Below are 18,582 nucleotides of genomic sequence, written 5' to 3'. Positions count from 1 at the left end.
TGGTAGCTAAGTATTCTGAAAAGATTGCCAACCAACGTAAGGACTATATCCATAAAATCACTACCCAAATAGTTAAAGATTATGATGTCATAACGATTGAAGATTTAAAATCTAGCAATATGTTAAAAAACCATAATCTGGCTAGAGCCATTGCTAATCAATCTTGGAGAATGGTTAGAACAATGCTTGAATATAAATGTGATTGGTATGGCAAGAAATTGATTGTCATAAATCCATTCAAGACAAGTCAATACTGTGCCGAATGTGGATATGACGATGGGAAGCATGAATTGGATATTCGGCAATGGACATGTCCAAACTGTGATTCAGATAATGATCGTGATATTAATGCCAGTAAAAATATATTAAACAAGGGCTTGGAACAAGCCTTAGTAATATAGCTATGACCAATGCCAAAGGACTGAAATGTCTGGCGGTAAGTCCAGTGTTCCTAGAAGCTCGGCACTTTAGTGCCGAGTAGTTCACTATATTTTACAAACTGATCAACGGATCAGCAACTTTAGGGTCTGTGTCCATAATCTTAAAATCATGGCCAACTCCGAAGTCATTTTGCTCTAATATTTCAGTAACTGAATCACGAGCAACTTGTTTAGTGTTATTTTCTGGGCTTAAGTGTCCCAAGTAAATTTCCTTAGTTTTATTACCAATAACATCCATAATCGTTCTGGCGCCATCATCATTAGACAAATGACCTTTTTCACTCAGAATACGTTGTTTCAATGGCCATGGATACATCCCATTGCGTAACATTTCGATATCGTGGTTACATTCCATCAAATATCCATCCGCATTCTCTATTGTTTTAGCAACTTTTTCTGACACATATCCCGTATCAGTTAAAATAACAAATTCCTTGCCATTGTGATAGAACTTGTAAAATTGAGGGTCAGCAGCATCATGTGACACGGCAAAGCTTTGAATATCAAGATCGTCCAAGGTCAAAACTTTGTTGTGTTCAAAGATATTCTTTTTCTCTTCAGGAACCTTACCAATTTTTGATGCCATGGCTGCCCACGTCTTCTTATTAGCATAAACATTCAAATCATATCTACGTGCCAATACTCCAACGCCTTTCACATGATCAGAGTGTTCATGGGTTACAAAGAGCGAGTCAATATCGTTAATATCCTTACCGATACTTTCAAGTGACTCCTTAATTTTTTTACCTGACATACCAGCATCAACCAATACATGATGCTTAGGTGTCTCAATATATGTTACATTCCCAGAACTGCTGCTAACTAAAATACTTACCTTTAAATCATCAATCACTATCTTCGTCTCCTGTTGTTGCTGCCGTTGTTGAACTCTTAATAATATTACCAGTGAAGGCATTAACCTTTTTCAGTGAATTGACCTTACTATCCTTATTTTGAATCGTCACAAACCAAACTGGTATATAAATCGTACTACCTTTAGCCTCTGTCAATTTAGCATAGGCCAAGTTAGCATAAGTTATCTTTGAGTTATTAGGGATTTCTGAATTTGTATACAGACTCGAAATAACATCCTTTTCACTCTTTGTGGCTTCTTTTTCATGTAAGATCATTAAATCATCTACATAAGTTTGCGTATAACCGACAACTCTTTTATTTTCAACGTCAAATGTAACACGGCCAGACTTGTCATACAACTCTCCGACTTGATCAGTTTGTGCATAAACTATCTGCGAAGTTGTAGATAACTGTGGTGCGTATTTATATTTAGTACCAAATAAAACATTTGATTCTTTTTTCAAAAAATCATTTAACTTTTCTTTTTGATTAGACTTGGTAATCGAAATAGGATTACTCAATGAACTATCTAGCTTATGATCTTCTGAGTCATACTGAACTTCCTGATTTCGCAAATGACTGACATTATTAGCCAGTGTACTACTAGGACGAGAGCCTAAATAATACGCTGTACCAGATTTGGAATCTAGTTTTCCAAAACTAATATCACGTTTACGCATATCAGCAACAGTTGAAGTCGTCGTGTTACTGCTAGATACAATTTGTTGACCGTTTTTAAGTGAAAATAGCAACCAAATATCTAGCGAAAAGAAGACAATTAAAAAAATAATTTCAATTCTTCTAAAATCCATTGCTATTCCTCCTCTGCAGTCTCATTTGTCCAATCATTGTATGTCTTCCAGTGATCATCGATCTTAATATAATAAGTTGGCGTTAAGTCGATAACATCTTCATTATCGGCCTCACTCTCCCGCTGATACCCAACTTGAATATCTTGGATGTCATTAGGAGAATATCCTGCTTTTTCCAATCCCTTCAAAATACTCGTTGTGGATTTCAAAGTTGTCGCAGACTGGTTGGATGGCACAGGTACCTCTAATACTTTATTTAAGAAGTACTCAGTCGTACCATTTCGACTAAATTTGATTCTGATAGATCCAAATTGGCTCTTCTTAAAAATTGGGAATCCTTCAACGTATTCACGATAAGTTAATTCTTTAGAATCCCAGTCAGCATTGTACAAACGTAAATTAGATACTGAATTTTGTAAGTTAACAGCCTTATTGTACCCACGTTGGAAGAATGACAATTTATCTTTAGGTACAGAGGTATCGGTGTAATCATAGAAAGTCAACTCGCCCTTATTGTGATCAGAAATAAGTCGCTTAGTTTCACCATAATTATAGGTATAAATATTTTCATTTTGTGATGTAACTAAGTCATCACTATTCGAATCAAATAATGCAGTTGTATACTCTGAGTCCTTCTTACCACTCATAACATAAGAATAAGTCCTCATTTTAATTGGTTCCGTGTAGAAGGTAAAGACTCCATGCTTAAGCAAGTTCAATCTAACCTTCAAATCAATATTAGTCTTACGAGCTAGCTTTAAAATCGGTTCTGATGAAGCATCCTTAACTTTGGCACGATATACTGCATAGTCACTATCATTTGCCAAGTAAATATATTCGTCTTTTTTATTCTCTAAAGTAAAGATAATGCGATCAAAAGAATAATCCTTAGAACGTCTTAGATTGGAACTATCCAGTAAATAACCTAGGGTCTTAACAGAAATAGCCGTTGGATAAACCAATTGAATGGCATTACTTTGTTGAATCATTCTTTGATACTTAGCTCCATCTTTCTTAAAGACTTGTTTAGGCTCACCGATTTTCCAATCCTTCATGACCTTTTGAATACTCATTGAGATATTCTCTTCGTTGTTATAAATCAAACGTTGGTCATTACCATCTTGCCATATAACTTGCGTTGGACTGATTACTTGATCGATAGGAATCTTATTCTTATCAGTATCTGTTGTTGTTACATCAATATTTCTGCCAGCTTGATATCGCGCCGTATTAGTCCAAATATAGAAGGATAGGACAATACTTGTGATAACCGCTATTACTAACAGAATCTGTACGATTAAACGACTAAATTTCATCCCATTCTCCTCCAGTCTCATTAGGGTCAAATGGTAAGGAAATGTAGAATGTTGATCCCTTACCTTCAGCACTATTTACCCAAATTCTACCTTTGTGTTGTTCCACGATTTCTTTGGAGATTGATAATCCCAAACCTGTACCACCTTGCTTACGAGATCTAGCCTTATCAACTCGATAAAATCTATCGAAGACTTTCTTGATATCCTTTCTTGGAATACCAAGACCTTCATCAGAAATACTAATTATTATATGCTTATTAGTTTCCAGCAAGCGACACGTTATAACGCCACCATCTGGTGAATACTTGATAGCATTGTTCATGATATTATCAATAACTTGTGTCATCTTATCGGTATCAATTTCTACCCAAAGATCTTTGTTAGTGAAGATACGCTTGATACGATAGTTCTTTACGACTTTTGTATCGTCCTCTTTAGCATCTGCCTTTTCTTTTTTCAACATCATATCAAATCTATCTAGAATATAGGAGAAGAACTCATTAAAGTTCACTAATTCCTTATCTAGCTTAGAACGACCTTGATCCATTCGTGACAAACTCAATAAGTCCTGGATCATACGAATCATACGATCAGTTTCCTCAGCCGTAACGTTCAAAAATTGAGGAGCTAATTTTTGATCTTTCCAAGCACCATTATTCAAGGCATCAATATAACTACTGATACTCGTCAAAGGCGTACGCAACTCGTGCGAAACATTAGAAACGAATTGACGACGCTCACTATCAATCTTTTGTTGTTCAGTAACATCATGTAGAACACAGACCATACCACTGATAAATCCACTATTTCTTTGAATCAATGAGAAATCAGCATTTAAAATCAACGAGTTATCATCGTTAACATCATAATCCTCATCTGGTCCGTCATTGGTCTCGATAACCATTGGATCAGGGTTTTCTAGTAATTCATCAAATGTAATTTTGTCATCAATTCCCAAGACTTCGACTAGTGACTTACCATCAGCCTCTTCTTCGTCTTTGTTCAAGAATTCCTGTGCCATTTCATTGATAACTGTAATATTACCTAATCGATTAGTGGCAATAACACCATCAGACATTTGTGTTAGAACACTGTCTAATCGTCGTCGTTCTGATTCCGAATTTTCAGTTGCCTCTTCGACTTTAACAGATAAATCGTTAACCGCCATGGCCAATTGGCCTAACTCATCGGGTGAATAAACACGAACCTGACCTGAATAATCACCTTCAGCCATACGAACAGCTTGTTGCTTCATTTCATCAATTGGTTGCGTAATGGCACGAGAAATGAAAATAGCAATGACCGCACCCAATAATCCAGCGACTAACGAAGCCGTAAGAAAGATAACGATAATATTATTTATACCCGTATAGACGGATTCCATGCTGGCACGGACATATACCGCTCCAACAATTGAACTATTATCTGGCGATGATACAGGTGAGACTGATTCATATGAGCTACCTGAACCCTTGTCATAATATATTTGAGTTATTTTCTTACCATTACTAATACTTTGTTTAATTTGGCTTTTCATCGTTTTAGTACCAATGAGTGAAGACTTATCAACATCTTTAGTACCAACAATAATACCGTTACGATCAACAATCTGAATATCAGTTATATCTGAATTATTTCTAGCATAATCCTGAATCACGTTGCTGATGTTTTCACGTGTTGCACTATCATTATCATTCAAATTATCCGAGACCTGATTAAGCGTATAAGCAGGTACGACGATTGAATTCTCAAAGTCTGAGACATTTTGTTCTTCCAGTCTCTGTACGAAATAAGCCCCAATTATTTCGATTGTGACAATAAGAATTAAAATAAAAGATAATCCGATTTTGAAATTAATCGAATGTAAAAATACGAATCTATTTTTCAAAATATTTCCACCTATAAATTACAGTATGTTACTTTTCATTATACAGCTTTCAACATAACAAAAAAACTGACTCGTATCATGAGTCAGTTCAAATATGACTAAGCTTCTGCCTCAGGATCTCTGAGATAGTAACCCACGCCACGTCTAGTCATTAGCCACTCTGGCTGACTAGGATTATTTTCAATTTTTTCACGGAGACGACGTACTGTAACGTCCACAGTTCTTACATCCCCAAAGTAGTCATAACCCCAAACTGTTTGAAGTAAATGTTCACGTTTCATTACTTGACCAATGTGTTGAGCTAAGTAATACAATAATTCAAATTCACGATGAGTTAATTCAATTTCTTTACCATTTTTAGTCACCGTATAGGCATCAGGAAGAATAGTTAAATCACCAATTTTGATTTCGCTATTTTTGCTTTCGTCATTTTGAACATTTCTTTGTGTTCTCAAACGAGCCTTAACACGAGCAACCAATTCACGGTTAGAAAATGGTTTGGTTACATAATCATCAGCACCAAGTTCCAAACCAATAACTTTGTCGATTTCAGTATCTTTAGCGGTCAACATAATAATCGGTGTATCTTTAGTTTTTCTTACAGTTCTAGCCACTTCCAAACCATCAATCACTGGCAACATCAAATCCAATAGAATAAGATCAGGATCATCCTCTTCTACCTTATCGAGTGCTTCTTGACCGTCGAAAGCTGTTATGACTTCATAGCCTTCATTTTCCAAATTATATTTAACAATATCGGAAATAGGCTTTTCATCATCTACTACTAGAATTTTTTTTGCCATATTATCTCTCCTTGACGTGAATATTATACTAGTTATATGTTATTAAAACAAAATCAACATAAGTGAAGCTTAAAAAAATAAAAATTTTATTGAAAAAGTACTTGCTTCATATTTTGTCCTTATGGTATTATATATCTCGTTGATTGATACAACACATCTAACACATGGGTGGCTAGCTCAGCTGGCAGAGCAACGGACTCTTAATCCGTGGGTCCAGGGTTCGATCCCCTGGCCACCCATAATATCACATTTAACCAGTTACGTTAAGGCTTAAAGGCCTTGATATAACTGGTTTTTTTATTTTCTTAGATTTATAAATACCGTCTAATTTCAATGGTAGATTACCACAGATATTACCAAAAAATAAAATTACTGGTGGGCAATTTCCGTCGGTACTGAGTATATAATTTGATACAGATAAATAAGAGCACTTCTGAGAAAATAATTCTTGGTTGAATAAATTTTTCACAACTAATATTGGCTAAAATCCAAGACAGTTATTGGCGCTAATTACGCAATATGCTTTATGGATATGAAAGCTCATTTTAATTATATGAATCATATAAAAACAAGCCCCACAATGGCTAATAGAATCATTGTAGAGCTTATTTTATTGAAAAAATTTCAATCGAATTTATAGCATTAGTTTACTTTCTGATCTAGCCTATGGCCTAGCTCTTGAGCGACACGCAATTCATCAATCATATACCACATCTCTTGAATCTTTCCCTGATCATTAAACTTGAATATTCCAATCTCATCCCATTCGATTCTCTTATTCGTGGCTGGCATTTTTGTAAATGTCCCACTATGTAAAACATTGTAATGAAAATGAGCGATAACTTGATTATTCTCTGCAACGATTGATTCAATATTAACTTTTTGGTCACTCAGTGCTGAATGTAATACATCCCATCCATCACGCATCCAGTCCATAAAATTTCCATCCTGTGGTATCGTATCCCCAGTTGCCTTATATAAGGAAGCAAAACCAGCACGATGTGTCACTGCTTTGGAATCCACCAATTCTTTGACAGTTTTAACATCATTATTTACTAGTGCATCAACAATTAATTTTTCCACGTTTTCCTTGTTTATTTTGTTTGTATTCATGATTGATCTCCATTCTTTTATTTGAGTAACTCTTCAATAATTTCAGATACTGCGCTTTTACCTTTGATTGAGCTAATTCCATTGTTTACCGTAATAACCCCTTCATTAGCATTTCCCATGAGCATTGATTTACGTAGACCGCCATCTTTAGAGATCATTTGGTTTACCGCAGATGTATCGTGGGATTTAACAAACGAATTAGAAAAATATTTAGCACGATTTGTGGAAATAGCTCGTTGATTCCCCGAAACCATGACTGTATCTTCAGAGGCACTTTCTACTATTAGATCCTTTATATTCTTGGCTACTGGTGATTCAGTAGCCACTAAGAATCTGGTTCCTACATATATACCGCTGGCTCCTAAAGAAAAGGCAGCATCGGCGGTTCGCTTATCATTGATACCTCCGGCAGCAAATACTGGTATGGATACTGCATCGAGGATATCCCCGACCACGGTAAAGGTTCCCCTTTCATCATTTGGCAATATCCCACCTTCATCATGACCTGTGGCGACAATAACGTCCGCTCCTAATTGCTCTGCAAGCTGTGCTTGTTCTATTGACGGAGTGAGCGGCCTAAAAATTATCACTCCGCCATATTGTTTAATAACATCAAATGTTTCTTTATGTGCCGTACCAACAACAGCAAAATAATGAATTTTTTCCTCGAAGGCCGACTTTAAAATTGCTTTAGTAAACTTCGAAGAATCTAAATTCATACCTTCAGGTGGGGTCAAAATGTTAATTCCAAATGAATTTGAAGTCAGTTCTTTTGTCTTTCTAATTTCCTGACGCATTCTATCAGCAACCGCTCTTGGATCATTAACTACTTCACTTTGCCCAGCGTTGGTTCCTAAAATACCCATTCCACCCGCATTACTTACAGCTGCCACTAATTCTGCATTTGTCACCCAGTTCATTGGTGCTTGAATAATAGGATATTTAATATTTAAAATATTGTTTTTCAAAGCGAACTCCTTTCTACATATCGCAAATTGTAGATATATATTTCTAAAAATAAAAAGAGTTTTTACAACTCTTTTTTTATTTTTTCACTTAAACCCAAAATTTCAGACTCATTTCGACGATAATACGTCCATTTACCATGTCTTTCAGAAATAAGTAAACCACATTTTTCCATCATGGATAGATAACTTGAAACTGTCGATTGTGCTAGCCCTGCCTTTTTCACGAGATCTTGCACACAAATGCCTCCTCTCTCATCCATCATAAAACGAACCGTCTCACATGAGACTGATGTGATTTCCCTTTCTGGATCCTTTAACCATTGAAGAATATCTAAACGAGTCTGGTTTGACAAAGCCTTAAAAACATTGACATCTACTTTCATGAAAACTATTATATCGTTATATTTCGATATGTCAAATCATTATTTTTTATAGCTTTGTTTTCCTTGACTCACCCATAGCAATATCACCTAACCGATAACTTTTAAAGTTATCAGTTTTTTTATTATCCTGATACTTTTAAGAATAAACTTACCACGCGGACGTTATTCATCACATTTAATGTGGTGACTTTTTATTTATATCAATTTACAATTAGTGACTTCAAGTACAGCCTAGCATTTAAATGTTGGTATCACAATATTTATACATTTTATGGATGCATCTCCCATTTAGACATTAAAAAAGTAAACTGCCGAAAACTTTGGCGAGTATATTAGTCCACCGATCTAATTTTTGATTATTTATAACAATTAAATTAATCAAAATTATCAAAAAAACTATTCAAACGTTTTTATTCAAATATGAAGTGTTCTCGTTAGACTAGTCTTAACTCCGTTATATAAAATAAACGTAGCTTTAATAAGGAGGACTAACACAATGGACCAACCTTCAAGCTCAGAATCAGAGATAATCGATATACTTAATCGACACAATATTTTTTTTGAACGAGAAAAAATTTTTTCAGGTCTTAAAGGTGTTACTAATAACTCTTCACTACCCGTTGATTTTGCAATAAATATCAACGGCTTTCTAGCTATTATTGAATACAATGGTGCTCAGCACTACCGTCCCATCAACAACACTCCAAGTGCGATTGCTGCGTGGCGGCGTTTAACAAAGAATGGTTCAGCACGAATAAAATTTGCAACACAAAATAATATTCCTCTACTAGTCATTCATTATAAAGATCGTAAAGCAATGAAACATTTAATTCCAAAGTTTATTGAAGATATCAAATTTAATATTCATGACACCAAACCTCGCTACACCAAAAACACCAAAGCATATTTTGCAGCTTTTCCCTATTATAATTTTGATAAAACTGACGATTCACCAGAAGCCCCAGTAAACCCTCTGAAAATGGAAAAAATCGAAGAGCTTGGGTGCTTCAATATTGACCATGCCATTCTTTGGACCCAAGAAGGATTAGAAACCATGATGGCTAGAGAGGAAAATTATAAATCTGAAATTGAACAATACAAGAGCGTTACTTCAGAATTGGTCATGCATATTCACGAGCTAGAAGAACAAGTGGAACAGCAATCAGAATTAATTCAATCTCTAACTGAGCCTGTTTCCGAATCAAAAAAAGATTCTAAATCCCAAGCGGTGAATCAAAATCTACCCGATTTTATTGGTAGATTCAGATTAAACGATTCACCCAGAAGCAGACTGACCGACGACGCAAAAACCTTTATTAGATTGCTTTCCAGCCAATACAGCAATGATTTATTCGAAATTCACAGATTTTTAAAAATTAACTACGACGAAAATATCTCCGTTCCAACTATAAAAAAATGCGTAAGCTGAACTACTTATGAATAAATAACATAATTATGGGAGCACATAATGGATCAACCCTCTGAACCTGAATCACAAATCATCGGAATCTTAAATAATCTCCAGATTTTATTTGATCGTGAACGGAAATTCAACGATCTAAGAAGTAAAAGTGACCATTCAATGCTACCCGTTGATTTTGCATTGAATATTAATGGTTTTCTAGCAATAATTGAATATAATGGTCCTCAACACTACTCTCCCAAAAATAGCTCGGAGAACGCAAAGAGTGCTTTTAGAAGATTATCCATGAATGGAACTTCTCGGCTAAACTTTTGCGAAAAAAATAATATACCTCTACTGATAATACATTTCAAAGATAAGGACAATCTCAAAAGAATAATTCAATCATTCATTAAAGATGTTAATGACGATGTTCATAGTAAGACAAAGAAATACACAGCTCACACAAAGGGATTCTTTCACAATTTGCCTTACTTTACCTTTAGAGAAACTCCTGATGGACCCATTAGTCCACTCCAGTTTAAAGAAGACTCAAAACTCGGATATCTCAGCCTAAGTAATGATGCAATCGTTTGGACAAAGACTGAACTAAATACTCTACTAGCCAGAATTGAAGGATATGAAACAAAAATTGAACAATACCAAACTGTTACAGCAAATCTAGTCTTAAAGATTGATTCTCTTGAGAAACAACTTGCTCAAAAAAACAATACAGAACAAATTGTTTCACGGGAAACAGTCACAAATACCGTTGAAACAAGTACTGATGATTCTAAATTCACCGGCAAGTTCAGAATGACAAATTCTCCTCGTGGCCGATTAACAGCTAGTGCTCGCATATTCATCAAATCATTGGCTTCAAAATATAATGATATTGCAAAAATCCAAGTTTATCTGGATGAAACATATCACGAAAAAATATCTATACCTACATTAAAGAAATATGTTCAAAGCTAGTCATATTGGAACATTACCAAATAAACGGGATCAAAGACTTGGTGTTTTTCTTGTAATCAGTAAATGCTTTTCCATAATGGCTGCTTAGATATTTATCGGCGGTAGGAATATAAGAAAAGATAAACATAGATAAAAGAAACAGTGGAATAAGCAATGACCAAAGGTTTCCTGTAACTAATGCAAATCCTAAGACCCATAAAACATCTCCAAAGTAATTAATGTGAACAGCATACTTGAACAAGCCACCAGTATATAGCTTACCCTTATTAGCAGGATTATCCTTAAAGGGTTTCCGCAATAATTCAGATACGGAATTGATAAGTGAGCCAACGATGAATAATACCCAACCGATTACAATTAAGTTAACTGAATTCCATTGCGCCAAAAAAGGAAATAACAAATAATACAAAGCAAAGGCAGTACTATTACCAATAGCCTCTTTCCAGCTAATACCCCTAGGTAACCAGATAAACATCATACAATTCAAACGGATAAAAGTAATAAAAACCAAGAGTCCCATATTAATAGTTGCATTAATCGTTAAATGTGGAAAAATCAGTAGAAAATCAACCAAAATATATAATAACTGTGCAATTAGAATAAAAAGTTTTGCACCAATAGTTTTACTATGAATCCCATACATAATATCTCTCCCTCTTTTTAAACAAATTTTAGAACTTAAAATCCTATTATTCCAGAATTAATAATAATTCTTAACATACTCTCAAGACCAACATATAATCTAAAATTTATTTACTTAATAATCATTACTAGTATTATTATTAATATTAGTGAAATTATTGGGGGTTACTTATGGGGAGTTTCAGACTTTTTAAGGAGCAAAATAGTAATTTTTGGCGTTACTTTTGGAAATACAGTCAGGTTATTATCCTAGTAGAACTTTTAATCAACTTTATTTTAGTTCCAACACTCAATATCCTAACTAATTGGATACTGATGCTAGGTGGTATTAAATATGTTTCATATACTAATTTATTAAGTATTATTACTAAAAGACCATTGGTATTCATTGGATTAATTATGGTTCTACTACTGATACTATTACTAGTATTCAGTCAATTTGCATTAGTACTAATCAGTTTTCAGGCCATAAAATCAAAAGCCAATATGAAATGGTGGGATTACTTAAAAACCATTTTCAGAGAGATAGTAAGTCTACCATTTAGAGCATTTGGATTCTTCCTAATTTACTTTTTACTGATTACCCCTTTTGTAGGAATGGGATTTTCATCTAATCTATTAAGTAAAGTAAAAGTACCTCAATTTATTATGGATTGGCTTTTTACAGAACATCTACCATGGGGCATTACGCTGGTGTTAGTTTACATTATTATTTTTTATATCGGTATGCGCTGGCTATTCGTTCTACCACTCATGATATTTGATAATCGAACAATCAAAAACGCCCTGCATCATAGCTGGAGAATGACTAAAGGAAAGACTCTTTACTACCTGGGAGCATTTGTTATATCTTTCATCGTTATGTCGGTGATTTCATTCGCTATGTTCGGAATTATCTTGGCCGGACAACTGGGATTTGATCATGTATCGGTTATCCAATTTCCAACCGCAATTATCAATCTGACACTAGTACAATTGATTAATATTCTTAGCAGTTTATATGCGACTTCTATATCAACGTTAATTGTTCTCAGTCAAACAAAGACCCAATATATACAGACTGCTCACAAAAATCGTTCTCATAAATGGTTTTGGATCTTACTTGCCGCAGCTACAATATTCAGTTTTGTTACTTATGACACTATTTACTTCAAAGGCTGGTTGATGGAGCCACCCGTTACAATATCTCATCGTGGTGTTGACGATGGTAACGGCGTTCAAAACTCTATCCCCGCATTAGAGGCAACCTCAAAGGAGAAGCCAACTTACATTGAGATGGACGTTCAAGAAACAAAAGATCATCAATACGTTGTTTATCACGACAATACTTTGAAGGGTCTAGCAGGTATTAATAAGCGTCCTAGCCAAATGACATTAGATGAATTAACACAGACCCAAATTCACGAAAATGACAAAACAGCCTACATTGCTAGCTTCGATGATTATTTAAATACAGCTACTAAATTGCATCAAAAATTATTAGTAGAATTTAAATCCGTCAAAGGTAATAGCAATGGATTTGTTACAAACTTCGCCAAAAAATATGGTGCTCAACTACAAAAGAACGGCGATATGGTTCACTCGCTGAAGTATAGTTACATTGAACAAAGTAAGAAGGCTATGCCAAAAGTTGCCGCAAACTATATACTGTCATTCAATCTAACTGGAGTACCTATTAGTGATGCAGATGGCTTTACCATGGAATACTCCACTTTAAACTCTAGTTTTATCGATGGTTCACATGCCCTCAACAAAAAAGTTTACGCTTGGACAGTCAATGACTCCACAGATATGAGCCACATGATGTTCATTGACGTAGATGGAATAATTACTGATAACTTATCTGATTTAAAGGCTGAAATCAAAAGCAATTTTAGTCAGTCTGGATACGCCAAACGTATTTATAATTACATTTTACAAATGCAAAGTCCGTTCTAATTCATGAGGCACCTTCGGGTGTCTTTTTTTATATCCAAATGTAAACGAATCTTTACACAATGCCCGTCAATTTAGCTAGGTTTCATCCCTATTCCTTGAGATAATATTTATCGAGGTGATGAAATGGAACTGGGAAACGTAATCAAGAACAAGCGCAATGAATTACAACTTACTCAAGAACAACTAGCAATTAAATTGCACGTTAGTCGACAAACTATTTCTAAATGGGAAAATAACGAAACTTATCCTAACTTGGATGTATTAATATCAATCAGCGAAATTCTGAATCTTTCAACTGATGAATTACTCAAAGGGGAGAACAATAACGTGGTCGAAAAAATCAGTTTAGATGTTAAAGGTAAGAAAAGGTATAAACGACTTGCTATTGCATTATCGATTATTGGCGTTATGACGCTATCATTTCTTGGTGTATTAAGCTATGGACATCATTATCAAAAAGAATATATTGATTTGATTAATCCATTTTTAAAAACTGAAACTAGCTACGCAATCATGCCTATAACTGACAAACCAATCCCTAAAAAGGATATCTATATTCAAACTGACACTTATGGAAATGGGTTTTGGCAGAAGGTTTACGCAGGTATTATGGATAAAGATGAACATTGGGCAATGGTTCTACATAAAGGATCTTATGTTTACAGTTTGAAACTTATTGAGAAAAAATATTGGGGTTACCCACGTAGCAAATATGAAACACTGGATTACTACCCCTATGATTTAAAAAGTAAAGAACCTCGCACCAGTTCTTGGAATCCTTTTCACTAATTAATTGACTACCTTATTAGTAACTACGATAATTAAACCGTTACTAATAATAGGAGGATAATTATATGAAACAACGTTACATTGGCGAAACAAGTTGGGAAGCATCAGCAGTTGCATTAGGAATTATGCGTATGAACGCTTTAACACCTGATCAAGCTGCTAAGTCAATCGACACAGCATTTGATAATGGTATTAACTTCATCGATGCGGCTGATATCTATGGTGACGGCGAATCTGAGAGAATCTTCGGTGAGGCAATGAAGAAGACCACCGTTAAACGAGACGATTTATACATTCAATCAAAGGGTGGAATTGTACCAGATACTCGTTATGACTTTTCAAAGCAACATTTATTAGATGCCGTGGATGGCATTTTGGAACGTTTGGGAGTCGATTATCTCGATTCATTCCTACTTCACAGACCTGACCCATTGATGGAACCAGAAGAAATTGCAGAAGCCTTTGACGAACTTCAAAATTCAGGTAAAGTTCGTCATTTTGGTGTTTCAAACTTTAATCCTCAACAATACTTGATGGTTCAAGAGGCTGTCGATCAAAGACTTATTATCAATCAATTACAATTTAGTATTATGCACACCGGCATGGTGGACTTCGGAATGCATACTAATATGGCTGATACACGCTCAATCAACCATGATGGTGGAATTCTTGAATTTTCAAGACGTATGGGTGTTACAATTCAAGCTTGGTCACCATTCCAATATGGAATGTTTGAGGGAGTATTTATTGATAATGACAAATTCCCTGAATTAAATAAAAAGCTCCAAGAATTGGCCGATAAATATGGAGTATCAAAGAATGGTATTGCGACCGCATGGATTCTAAGACACCCTGCCAATATGCAAGTTATAATTGGAACAATGAATCCAGAACACATTGCTGACAGTGCCAAAGGTGCAGATGTCGAATTAACCAAACAAGAATGGTATGACGTATACTTTGCAGCAGGAAATGACTTGCCATAACAGAGCGTGTCAAAGAACGGGAACAACTGAGCATTACCTAGGATAAGAAAGGTGCCACGTTAGTGGTGCATTGCTTATTCGTAGTAAGCGGAGGTTGTTGTTCTTTGTAAACGCGTTTCAACAGAGCGCTTCAAAACCGAACAAAATAAATCTGAAAACCAATAAACCGAGAATATAATTCCGGTTTATTTTTTTTATAAAAAATCAATTGGTATATCATGTGATTACTTATATATCAACTATAAATAAACAATTGGGCTAATTATTAACCCTTAATATAATCAGGAACTATAATTCATTTTGAATCAAATAAATAGCATCAAATTGCTAAGGGAGATGTTAATCATGAGAATCAAGAGAACGTCCTTTTTGATCAGCATGGTTGCAATTCTGTTGGCTCTTCTTGCATGGATAATCCCTAACTCTGAAATCGCCCATGCGGCAACTGCCACAAATCCTCAACCTCAGAGTAGTATTGAGATCAATGGACTTGGACCAAACGATGCGATCATTACCGACGTTAATGGAAATCCGGTTACGAGTAACGACCCTTTTTACTATTGGGATCACTACAATGTTTCATATAACTGGTCTCTTCCTGACGGCGAACCAATTAAAGCTGGCGATACCGCTACATTTGAATTACCTGAAAATATTAGACTAACCGCTAATTTAACTAATATTCCAATGTACAATGATAAGGGTGAACAAATTGGTACTTACACCATCAAAGCTGGTGAAAAAACAGGTACCATTACATTCAACGATGTATTATCGACAACCACTGTTGACAGAGGTGGTCACCTAACCTTCCACGTTAGAGGGACTAACACCAATACTGAGAATCCTGGCAATTTGTACTGGAATATCAATAAAGGTGGCTGGTTGAGTGGATCTGGTGAAAATGGAGAACCACAATACATTACTTGGAATATTGCCTACAACCCAAGAAGTGAAAAACTAACCAATGTAGTCATTACGGATAAATTAAGTCCCGGACAAACATTCGTAAATGGTTCTGTTTATGCACCTACTGGATCTTACGATAAGAATGGTAACTTCGTAGCTGATGGTGGAACATTGAATCCAAAAGTCGTTGTTAACGGCGACACGGTTCAATTTATATTTGGTGATGTTTCAACTGCCGTTGATATGACGTTCAGAGTTGAGATCCAGCCTGATCCAAACGCTGACAATACATGGTCAGACGATGCTTCCCTAACTTCAGATCAAATCACTGGTGATGTAAGTAGTAGCGTTCATTACGGTGGTTCTGGATCTGGTAACGGAGCTAATGCTGTCGGAAACGTAATTCTAAAGAAAACCGACGAATTAGGCAGGCCTTTAAGAGGTGCTGTTTATGAACTAAAGGATAGTACTGGAAAAGTAATAATGAGCCGTGTAGAAACTGAAGCAGGTGGATTATTGACAATTAGTAACCTACCAGCCGGAACCTATACATTAACTGAAATACAAGCTCCTGATGGGTATGAATTAAATAAAACACCTATGGAATTCACAATTCCAGGAACATTCAAAGGTAATACAATAGACTTAACTCAAGTTGACCATCCAGATACCACTCCTCCTGTGGTCGAACCGGATACTGGTAATGTTATTCTTGATAAAGTATCCGTAACTACTGGTGACTTACTACCAGGTGCTGAATTCGACCTATTGGATGCTGAAGGTAACGTTATCCAGAGCGGCCTAGTAACTGACTCTGAAGGTCGTATATCAGTTAGTGGATTAAAAGTCGGCGACTATGCCTTCAAAGAAACAAAAGCTCCTGAAGGTTACGATCTATCTGATAAATTAATAAAATTCACAGTTAAAAAAGATCAATATACATATGTAAATGCACAAGACAACCTGACTAACCTAGAAGAGGAACCTGGAAAAGCTATCTTCACCAAGACTGATGCTGAAGGTAATCCTTTAGCCGGAGCAGTCTATGAATTAAAAGATTCACACGGAGATGTTATTGGTCAATTCACTACTGACAAAGATGGTAAAATAACATTTGATAATTTAGCTAAGGGTAAATACACCTTAACTGAAGTCAAAGCTCCTGATGGATATGAACTTAATAAAATTCCACAGGAATTCACCATCGAGAATGGTAAAGAAACAACATTTACTGCTGAAGATAAGAAGTCTCCAACTACTCCTCCTGTTGTTGAACCAGATAAGGGTGCTATAACTCTTACTAAGACCGATGAATCTGGTAAACTCCTCGCTAATGCTGTTTACGAGCTCAAAGACAGCGAAGGTAACGTCATTGGTAAATATACTACTGACAAAGACGGTAAATTCACTATCAAAGACTTGGCTGAAGGTAAATATACTTTAACTGAAATCAAAGCTCCTGATGGATACGAACTTGATAAAACACCTATTGAACTCACTGTCGAAAAAGGCAAGACAGCAGAAGCAACTGCAAAAGATAAAAAGTCTCCAACTACTCCTCCTGTTGTCGAACCTGACAAAGGTGAGATCATTCTTACTAAGACTGATGAATCTGGCAAGTTATTAGCAAATGCTGTTTACGAACTTAAAGATAGTAATGGCAAAGTCATTGGACAATATACTACCGATAAAAACGGTAAAATTACTATCAAAGATTTGGCTGAAGGTAAATATACTTTGACCGAGATCAAAGCTCCTAATGGTTATGAGCTAGACAAGACTCCAATTGAAGTAACTGTAACAAAAGATAAAACTAGCGAACTAAACGCTAAAGATAAAAAATCTCCAAAAGAACCCGAAGTACCAATCATACCTCCTACTGAACCCGAAGAACCTGAGCCCGGTAATCCAGGTGAACCTACTGAGCCTGAAAAGCCAGTTGTACCAGGACCTACTGAACCAACTAACCCAAGTGAACCTGGCAAACCTGTATTTCCAGTAATTCCAGGATTACCTGGAGGCAATAATGGTGGCAACGGCGGATCATCTCTTGGATCCGGCAACCCATCAATTACCTACCCTGGATCTGGCAGATTCCCTCAAACCGGAAATAAACAAAGTATCGTTGCAATTCTAATTGGATTCCTCTTATTAATTGGACTTGCTGGATACGGATTAAAACATAAACACATCTAGAACTTAGATGTAATAGAAAAAGAGCTGACATTTATTAAAATGCCAGCTCTTTTTTACATATTCGTTTCTTTCCTCATATATATTATGAAGGATTTTTTTAGCCAATACAAGACTGTTATTTATCGGTTTATCGTACTAGTATTAAATACCTAATATAAGGGGGT

16 protein-coding genes and 1 tRNA gene are annotated in these 18,582 nt (G+C 35.6%); 8 read left to right on the top strand and 9 right to left on the bottom strand.

What is annotated here, in order from left to right:
• Positions 1-401: RNA-guided endonuclease TnpB family protein (locus tag EKM79_RS06910; RefSeq protein ID WP_164506030.1), on the top strand; the 401-nt coding region annotated here is incomplete at its 5' end.
• 91 nt (positions 402-492) lie between these two features.
• On the opposite strand, the gene EKM79_RS06905 is transcribed toward EKM79_RS06910, so the two are convergent.
• From EKM79_RS06905 to yycF, 5 genes are all read right to left on the bottom strand, one after another.
• Complete coding sequence (locus EKM79_RS06905; RefSeq protein WP_425454024.1) at positions 493-1,293, bottom strand: MBL fold metallo-hydrolase; 801 nt, start codon at positions 1,291-1,293, stop codon at positions 493-495.
• Positions 1,286-2,107 carry a two-component system regulatory protein YycI gene (locus EKM79_RS06900; protein WP_125567236.1) on the bottom strand — a complete coding sequence of 274 codons (822 nt, stop codon included), beginning with the start codon at positions 2,105-2,107 and terminating at the stop codon, positions 1,286-1,288. Before EKM79_RS06900 ends, EKM79_RS06905 begins: the two co-directional genes overlap by 8 nt.
• A 2-nt stretch (positions 2,108-2,109) precedes the next feature.
• On the bottom strand, positions 2,110-3,423 hold the full coding sequence (locus EKM79_RS06895) for a YycH family regulatory protein (RefSeq protein ID WP_125567234.1): 1,314 nt from the start codon (positions 3,421-3,423) through the stop codon (positions 2,110-2,112).
• On the bottom strand, positions 3,413-5,311 hold the full coding sequence (gene walK / locus EKM79_RS06890; protein ID WP_125567232.1) for a cell wall metabolism sensor histidine kinase WalK: 1,899 nt from the start codon (positions 5,309-5,311) through the stop codon (positions 3,413-3,415). Before walK ends, EKM79_RS06895 begins: the two co-directional genes overlap by 11 nt.
• A gap of 98 nt (positions 5,312-5,409) precedes the next feature.
• Positions 5,410-6,114 (bottom strand): response regulator YycF, encoded by a 705-nt coding sequence (yycF, locus tag EKM79_RS06885; protein WP_025023587.1) that lies wholly within the window; start codon positions 6,112-6,114, stop codon positions 5,410-5,412.
• Between the two features lie 166 nt (positions 6,115-6,280).
• Here yycF and EKM79_RS06880 point away from each other — a divergent pair.
• Positions 6,281-6,353, top strand: a tRNA-Lys gene (locus tag EKM79_RS06880).
• 403 nt (positions 6,354-6,756) lie between these two features.
• Here the strand turns inward: EKM79_RS06880 and EKM79_RS06875 are convergent.
• The 3 genes from EKM79_RS06875 to EKM79_RS06865 form a co-directional block, all read right to left on the bottom strand.
• Positions 6,757-7,227 (bottom strand): ester cyclase, encoded by a 471-nt coding sequence (locus EKM79_RS06875; RefSeq protein ID WP_125567230.1) that lies wholly within the window; start codon positions 7,225-7,227, stop codon positions 6,757-6,759.
• Positions 7,228-7,244: 17 nt separating this feature from the next.
• Entirely contained in the window at positions 7,245-8,195 is a 951-nt protein-coding gene (locus EKM79_RS06870; RefSeq protein ID WP_164506029.1) for an NAD(P)H-dependent flavin oxidoreductase, read from the bottom strand.
• Positions 8,196-8,257: 62 nt separating this feature from the next.
• Entirely contained in the window at positions 8,258-8,578 is a 321-nt protein-coding gene (locus EKM79_RS06865) for an ArsR/SmtB family transcription factor (protein WP_125567227.1), read from the bottom strand.
• A gap of 496 nt (positions 8,579-9,074) precedes the next feature.
• On the opposite strand from EKM79_RS06865, the gene EKM79_RS06860 reads away from it, so the two are divergent.
• Both EKM79_RS06860 and EKM79_RS06855 read left to right on the top strand, forming a co-directional pair.
• A complete protein-coding gene (locus tag EKM79_RS06860) occupies positions 9,075-10,007 on the top strand; it encodes a hypothetical protein (protein ID WP_125567225.1) in 933 nt (310 codons plus the stop codon).
• 39 nt (positions 10,008-10,046) lie between these two features.
• Positions 10,047-10,958 (top strand): hypothetical protein, encoded by a 912-nt coding sequence (locus tag EKM79_RS06855; protein ID WP_125567223.1) that lies wholly within the window; start codon positions 10,047-10,049, stop codon positions 10,956-10,958.
• A gap of 13 nt (positions 10,959-10,971) precedes the next feature.
• On the opposite strand, the gene EKM79_RS06850 is transcribed toward EKM79_RS06855, so the two are convergent.
• A complete protein-coding gene (locus tag EKM79_RS06850) occupies positions 10,972-11,601 on the bottom strand; it encodes a methyltransferase family protein (protein ID WP_125567221.1) in 630 nt (209 codons plus the stop codon).
• A gap of 170 nt (positions 11,602-11,771) precedes the next feature.
• Between EKM79_RS06850 and EKM79_RS06845 the strand changes: the two genes are divergently transcribed.
• From EKM79_RS06845 to EKM79_RS06830, 4 genes are all read left to right on the top strand, one after another.
• Entirely contained in the window at positions 11,772-13,538 is a 1,767-nt protein-coding gene (locus tag EKM79_RS06845) for a glycerophosphoryl diester phosphodiesterase membrane domain-containing protein (RefSeq protein ID WP_125567219.1), read from the top strand.
• 123 nt (positions 13,539-13,661) lie between these two features.
• Complete coding sequence (locus EKM79_RS06840; protein ID WP_125567217.1) at positions 13,662-14,327, top strand: helix-turn-helix domain-containing protein; 666 nt, start codon at positions 13,662-13,664, stop codon at positions 14,325-14,327.
• 65 nt (positions 14,328-14,392) lie between these two features.
• Positions 14,393-15,313, top strand: a complete 921-nt coding sequence (locus tag EKM79_RS06835; RefSeq protein ID WP_125567215.1) for an aldo/keto reductase — start codon at positions 14,393-14,395, stop codon at positions 15,311-15,313.
• Positions 15,314-15,658: 345 nt separating this feature from the next.
• Positions 15,659-18,418: a SpaA isopeptide-forming pilin-related protein gene (locus EKM79_RS06830; protein WP_164506028.1), complete on the top strand. Its 2,760-nt coding sequence runs from the start codon at positions 15,659-15,661 to the stop codon at positions 18,416-18,418.
• Positions 18,419-18,582 lie beyond the last annotated feature (164 nt).

Origin of the sequence: Companilactobacillus insicii (assembly GCF_003946015.1) — a bacterium.
Classification (GTDB): Bacteria; Bacillota; Bacilli; order Lactobacillales; family Lactobacillaceae; genus Companilactobacillus; species Companilactobacillus insicii.
The sequence above is the reverse complement of the archived record's forward strand: the minus strand, read 5'-3'. Positions and strand labels throughout refer to the sequence as shown.

Excerpts from the sequence above, each read along its gene's own strand:
- EKM79_RS06900 (WP_125567236.1), bottom strand. The coding sequence starts at position 2,107 with ATGGATTTTAGAAGAATTGAAATTATTTTTTTAATTGTCTTCTTTTCG.
- EKM79_RS06895 (WP_125567234.1), bottom strand. The coding sequence starts at position 3,423 with ATGAAATTTAGTCGTTTAATCGTACAGATTCTGTTAGTAATAGCGGTT.
- yycF (WP_025023587.1), bottom strand. The coding sequence starts at position 6,114 with ATGGCAAAAAAAATTCTAGTAGTAGATGATGAAAAGCCTATTTCCGAT.
- EKM79_RS06875 (WP_125567230.1), bottom strand. The coding sequence starts at position 7,227 with ATGAATACAAACAAAATAAACAAGGAAAACGTGGAAAAATTAATTGTT.
- EKM79_RS06865 (WP_125567227.1), bottom strand. The coding sequence starts at position 8,578 with ATGAAAGTAGATGTCAATGTTTTTAAGGCTTTGTCAAACCAGACTCGT.
- EKM79_RS06860 (WP_125567225.1), top strand. The coding sequence starts at position 9,075 with ATGGACCAACCTTCAAGCTCAGAATCAGAGATAATCGATATACTTAAT.
- EKM79_RS06855 (WP_125567223.1), top strand. The coding sequence starts at position 10,047 with ATGGATCAACCCTCTGAACCTGAATCACAAATCATCGGAATCTTAAAT.
- EKM79_RS06850 (WP_125567221.1), bottom strand. The coding sequence starts at position 11,601 with ATGTATGGGATTCATAGTAAAACTATTGGTGCAAAACTTTTTATTCTA.
- EKM79_RS06845 (WP_125567219.1), top strand. The coding sequence starts at position 11,772 with ATGGGGAGTTTCAGACTTTTTAAGGAGCAAAATAGTAATTTTTGGCGT.
- EKM79_RS06840 (WP_125567217.1), top strand. The coding sequence starts at position 13,662 with ATGGAACTGGGAAACGTAATCAAGAACAAGCGCAATGAATTACAACTT.
- EKM79_RS06835 (WP_125567215.1), top strand. The coding sequence starts at position 14,393 with ATGAAACAACGTTACATTGGCGAAACAAGTTGGGAAGCATCAGCAGTT.
- EKM79_RS06830 (WP_164506028.1), top strand. The coding sequence starts at position 15,659 with ATGAGAATCAAGAGAACGTCCTTTTTGATCAGCATGGTTGCAATTCTG.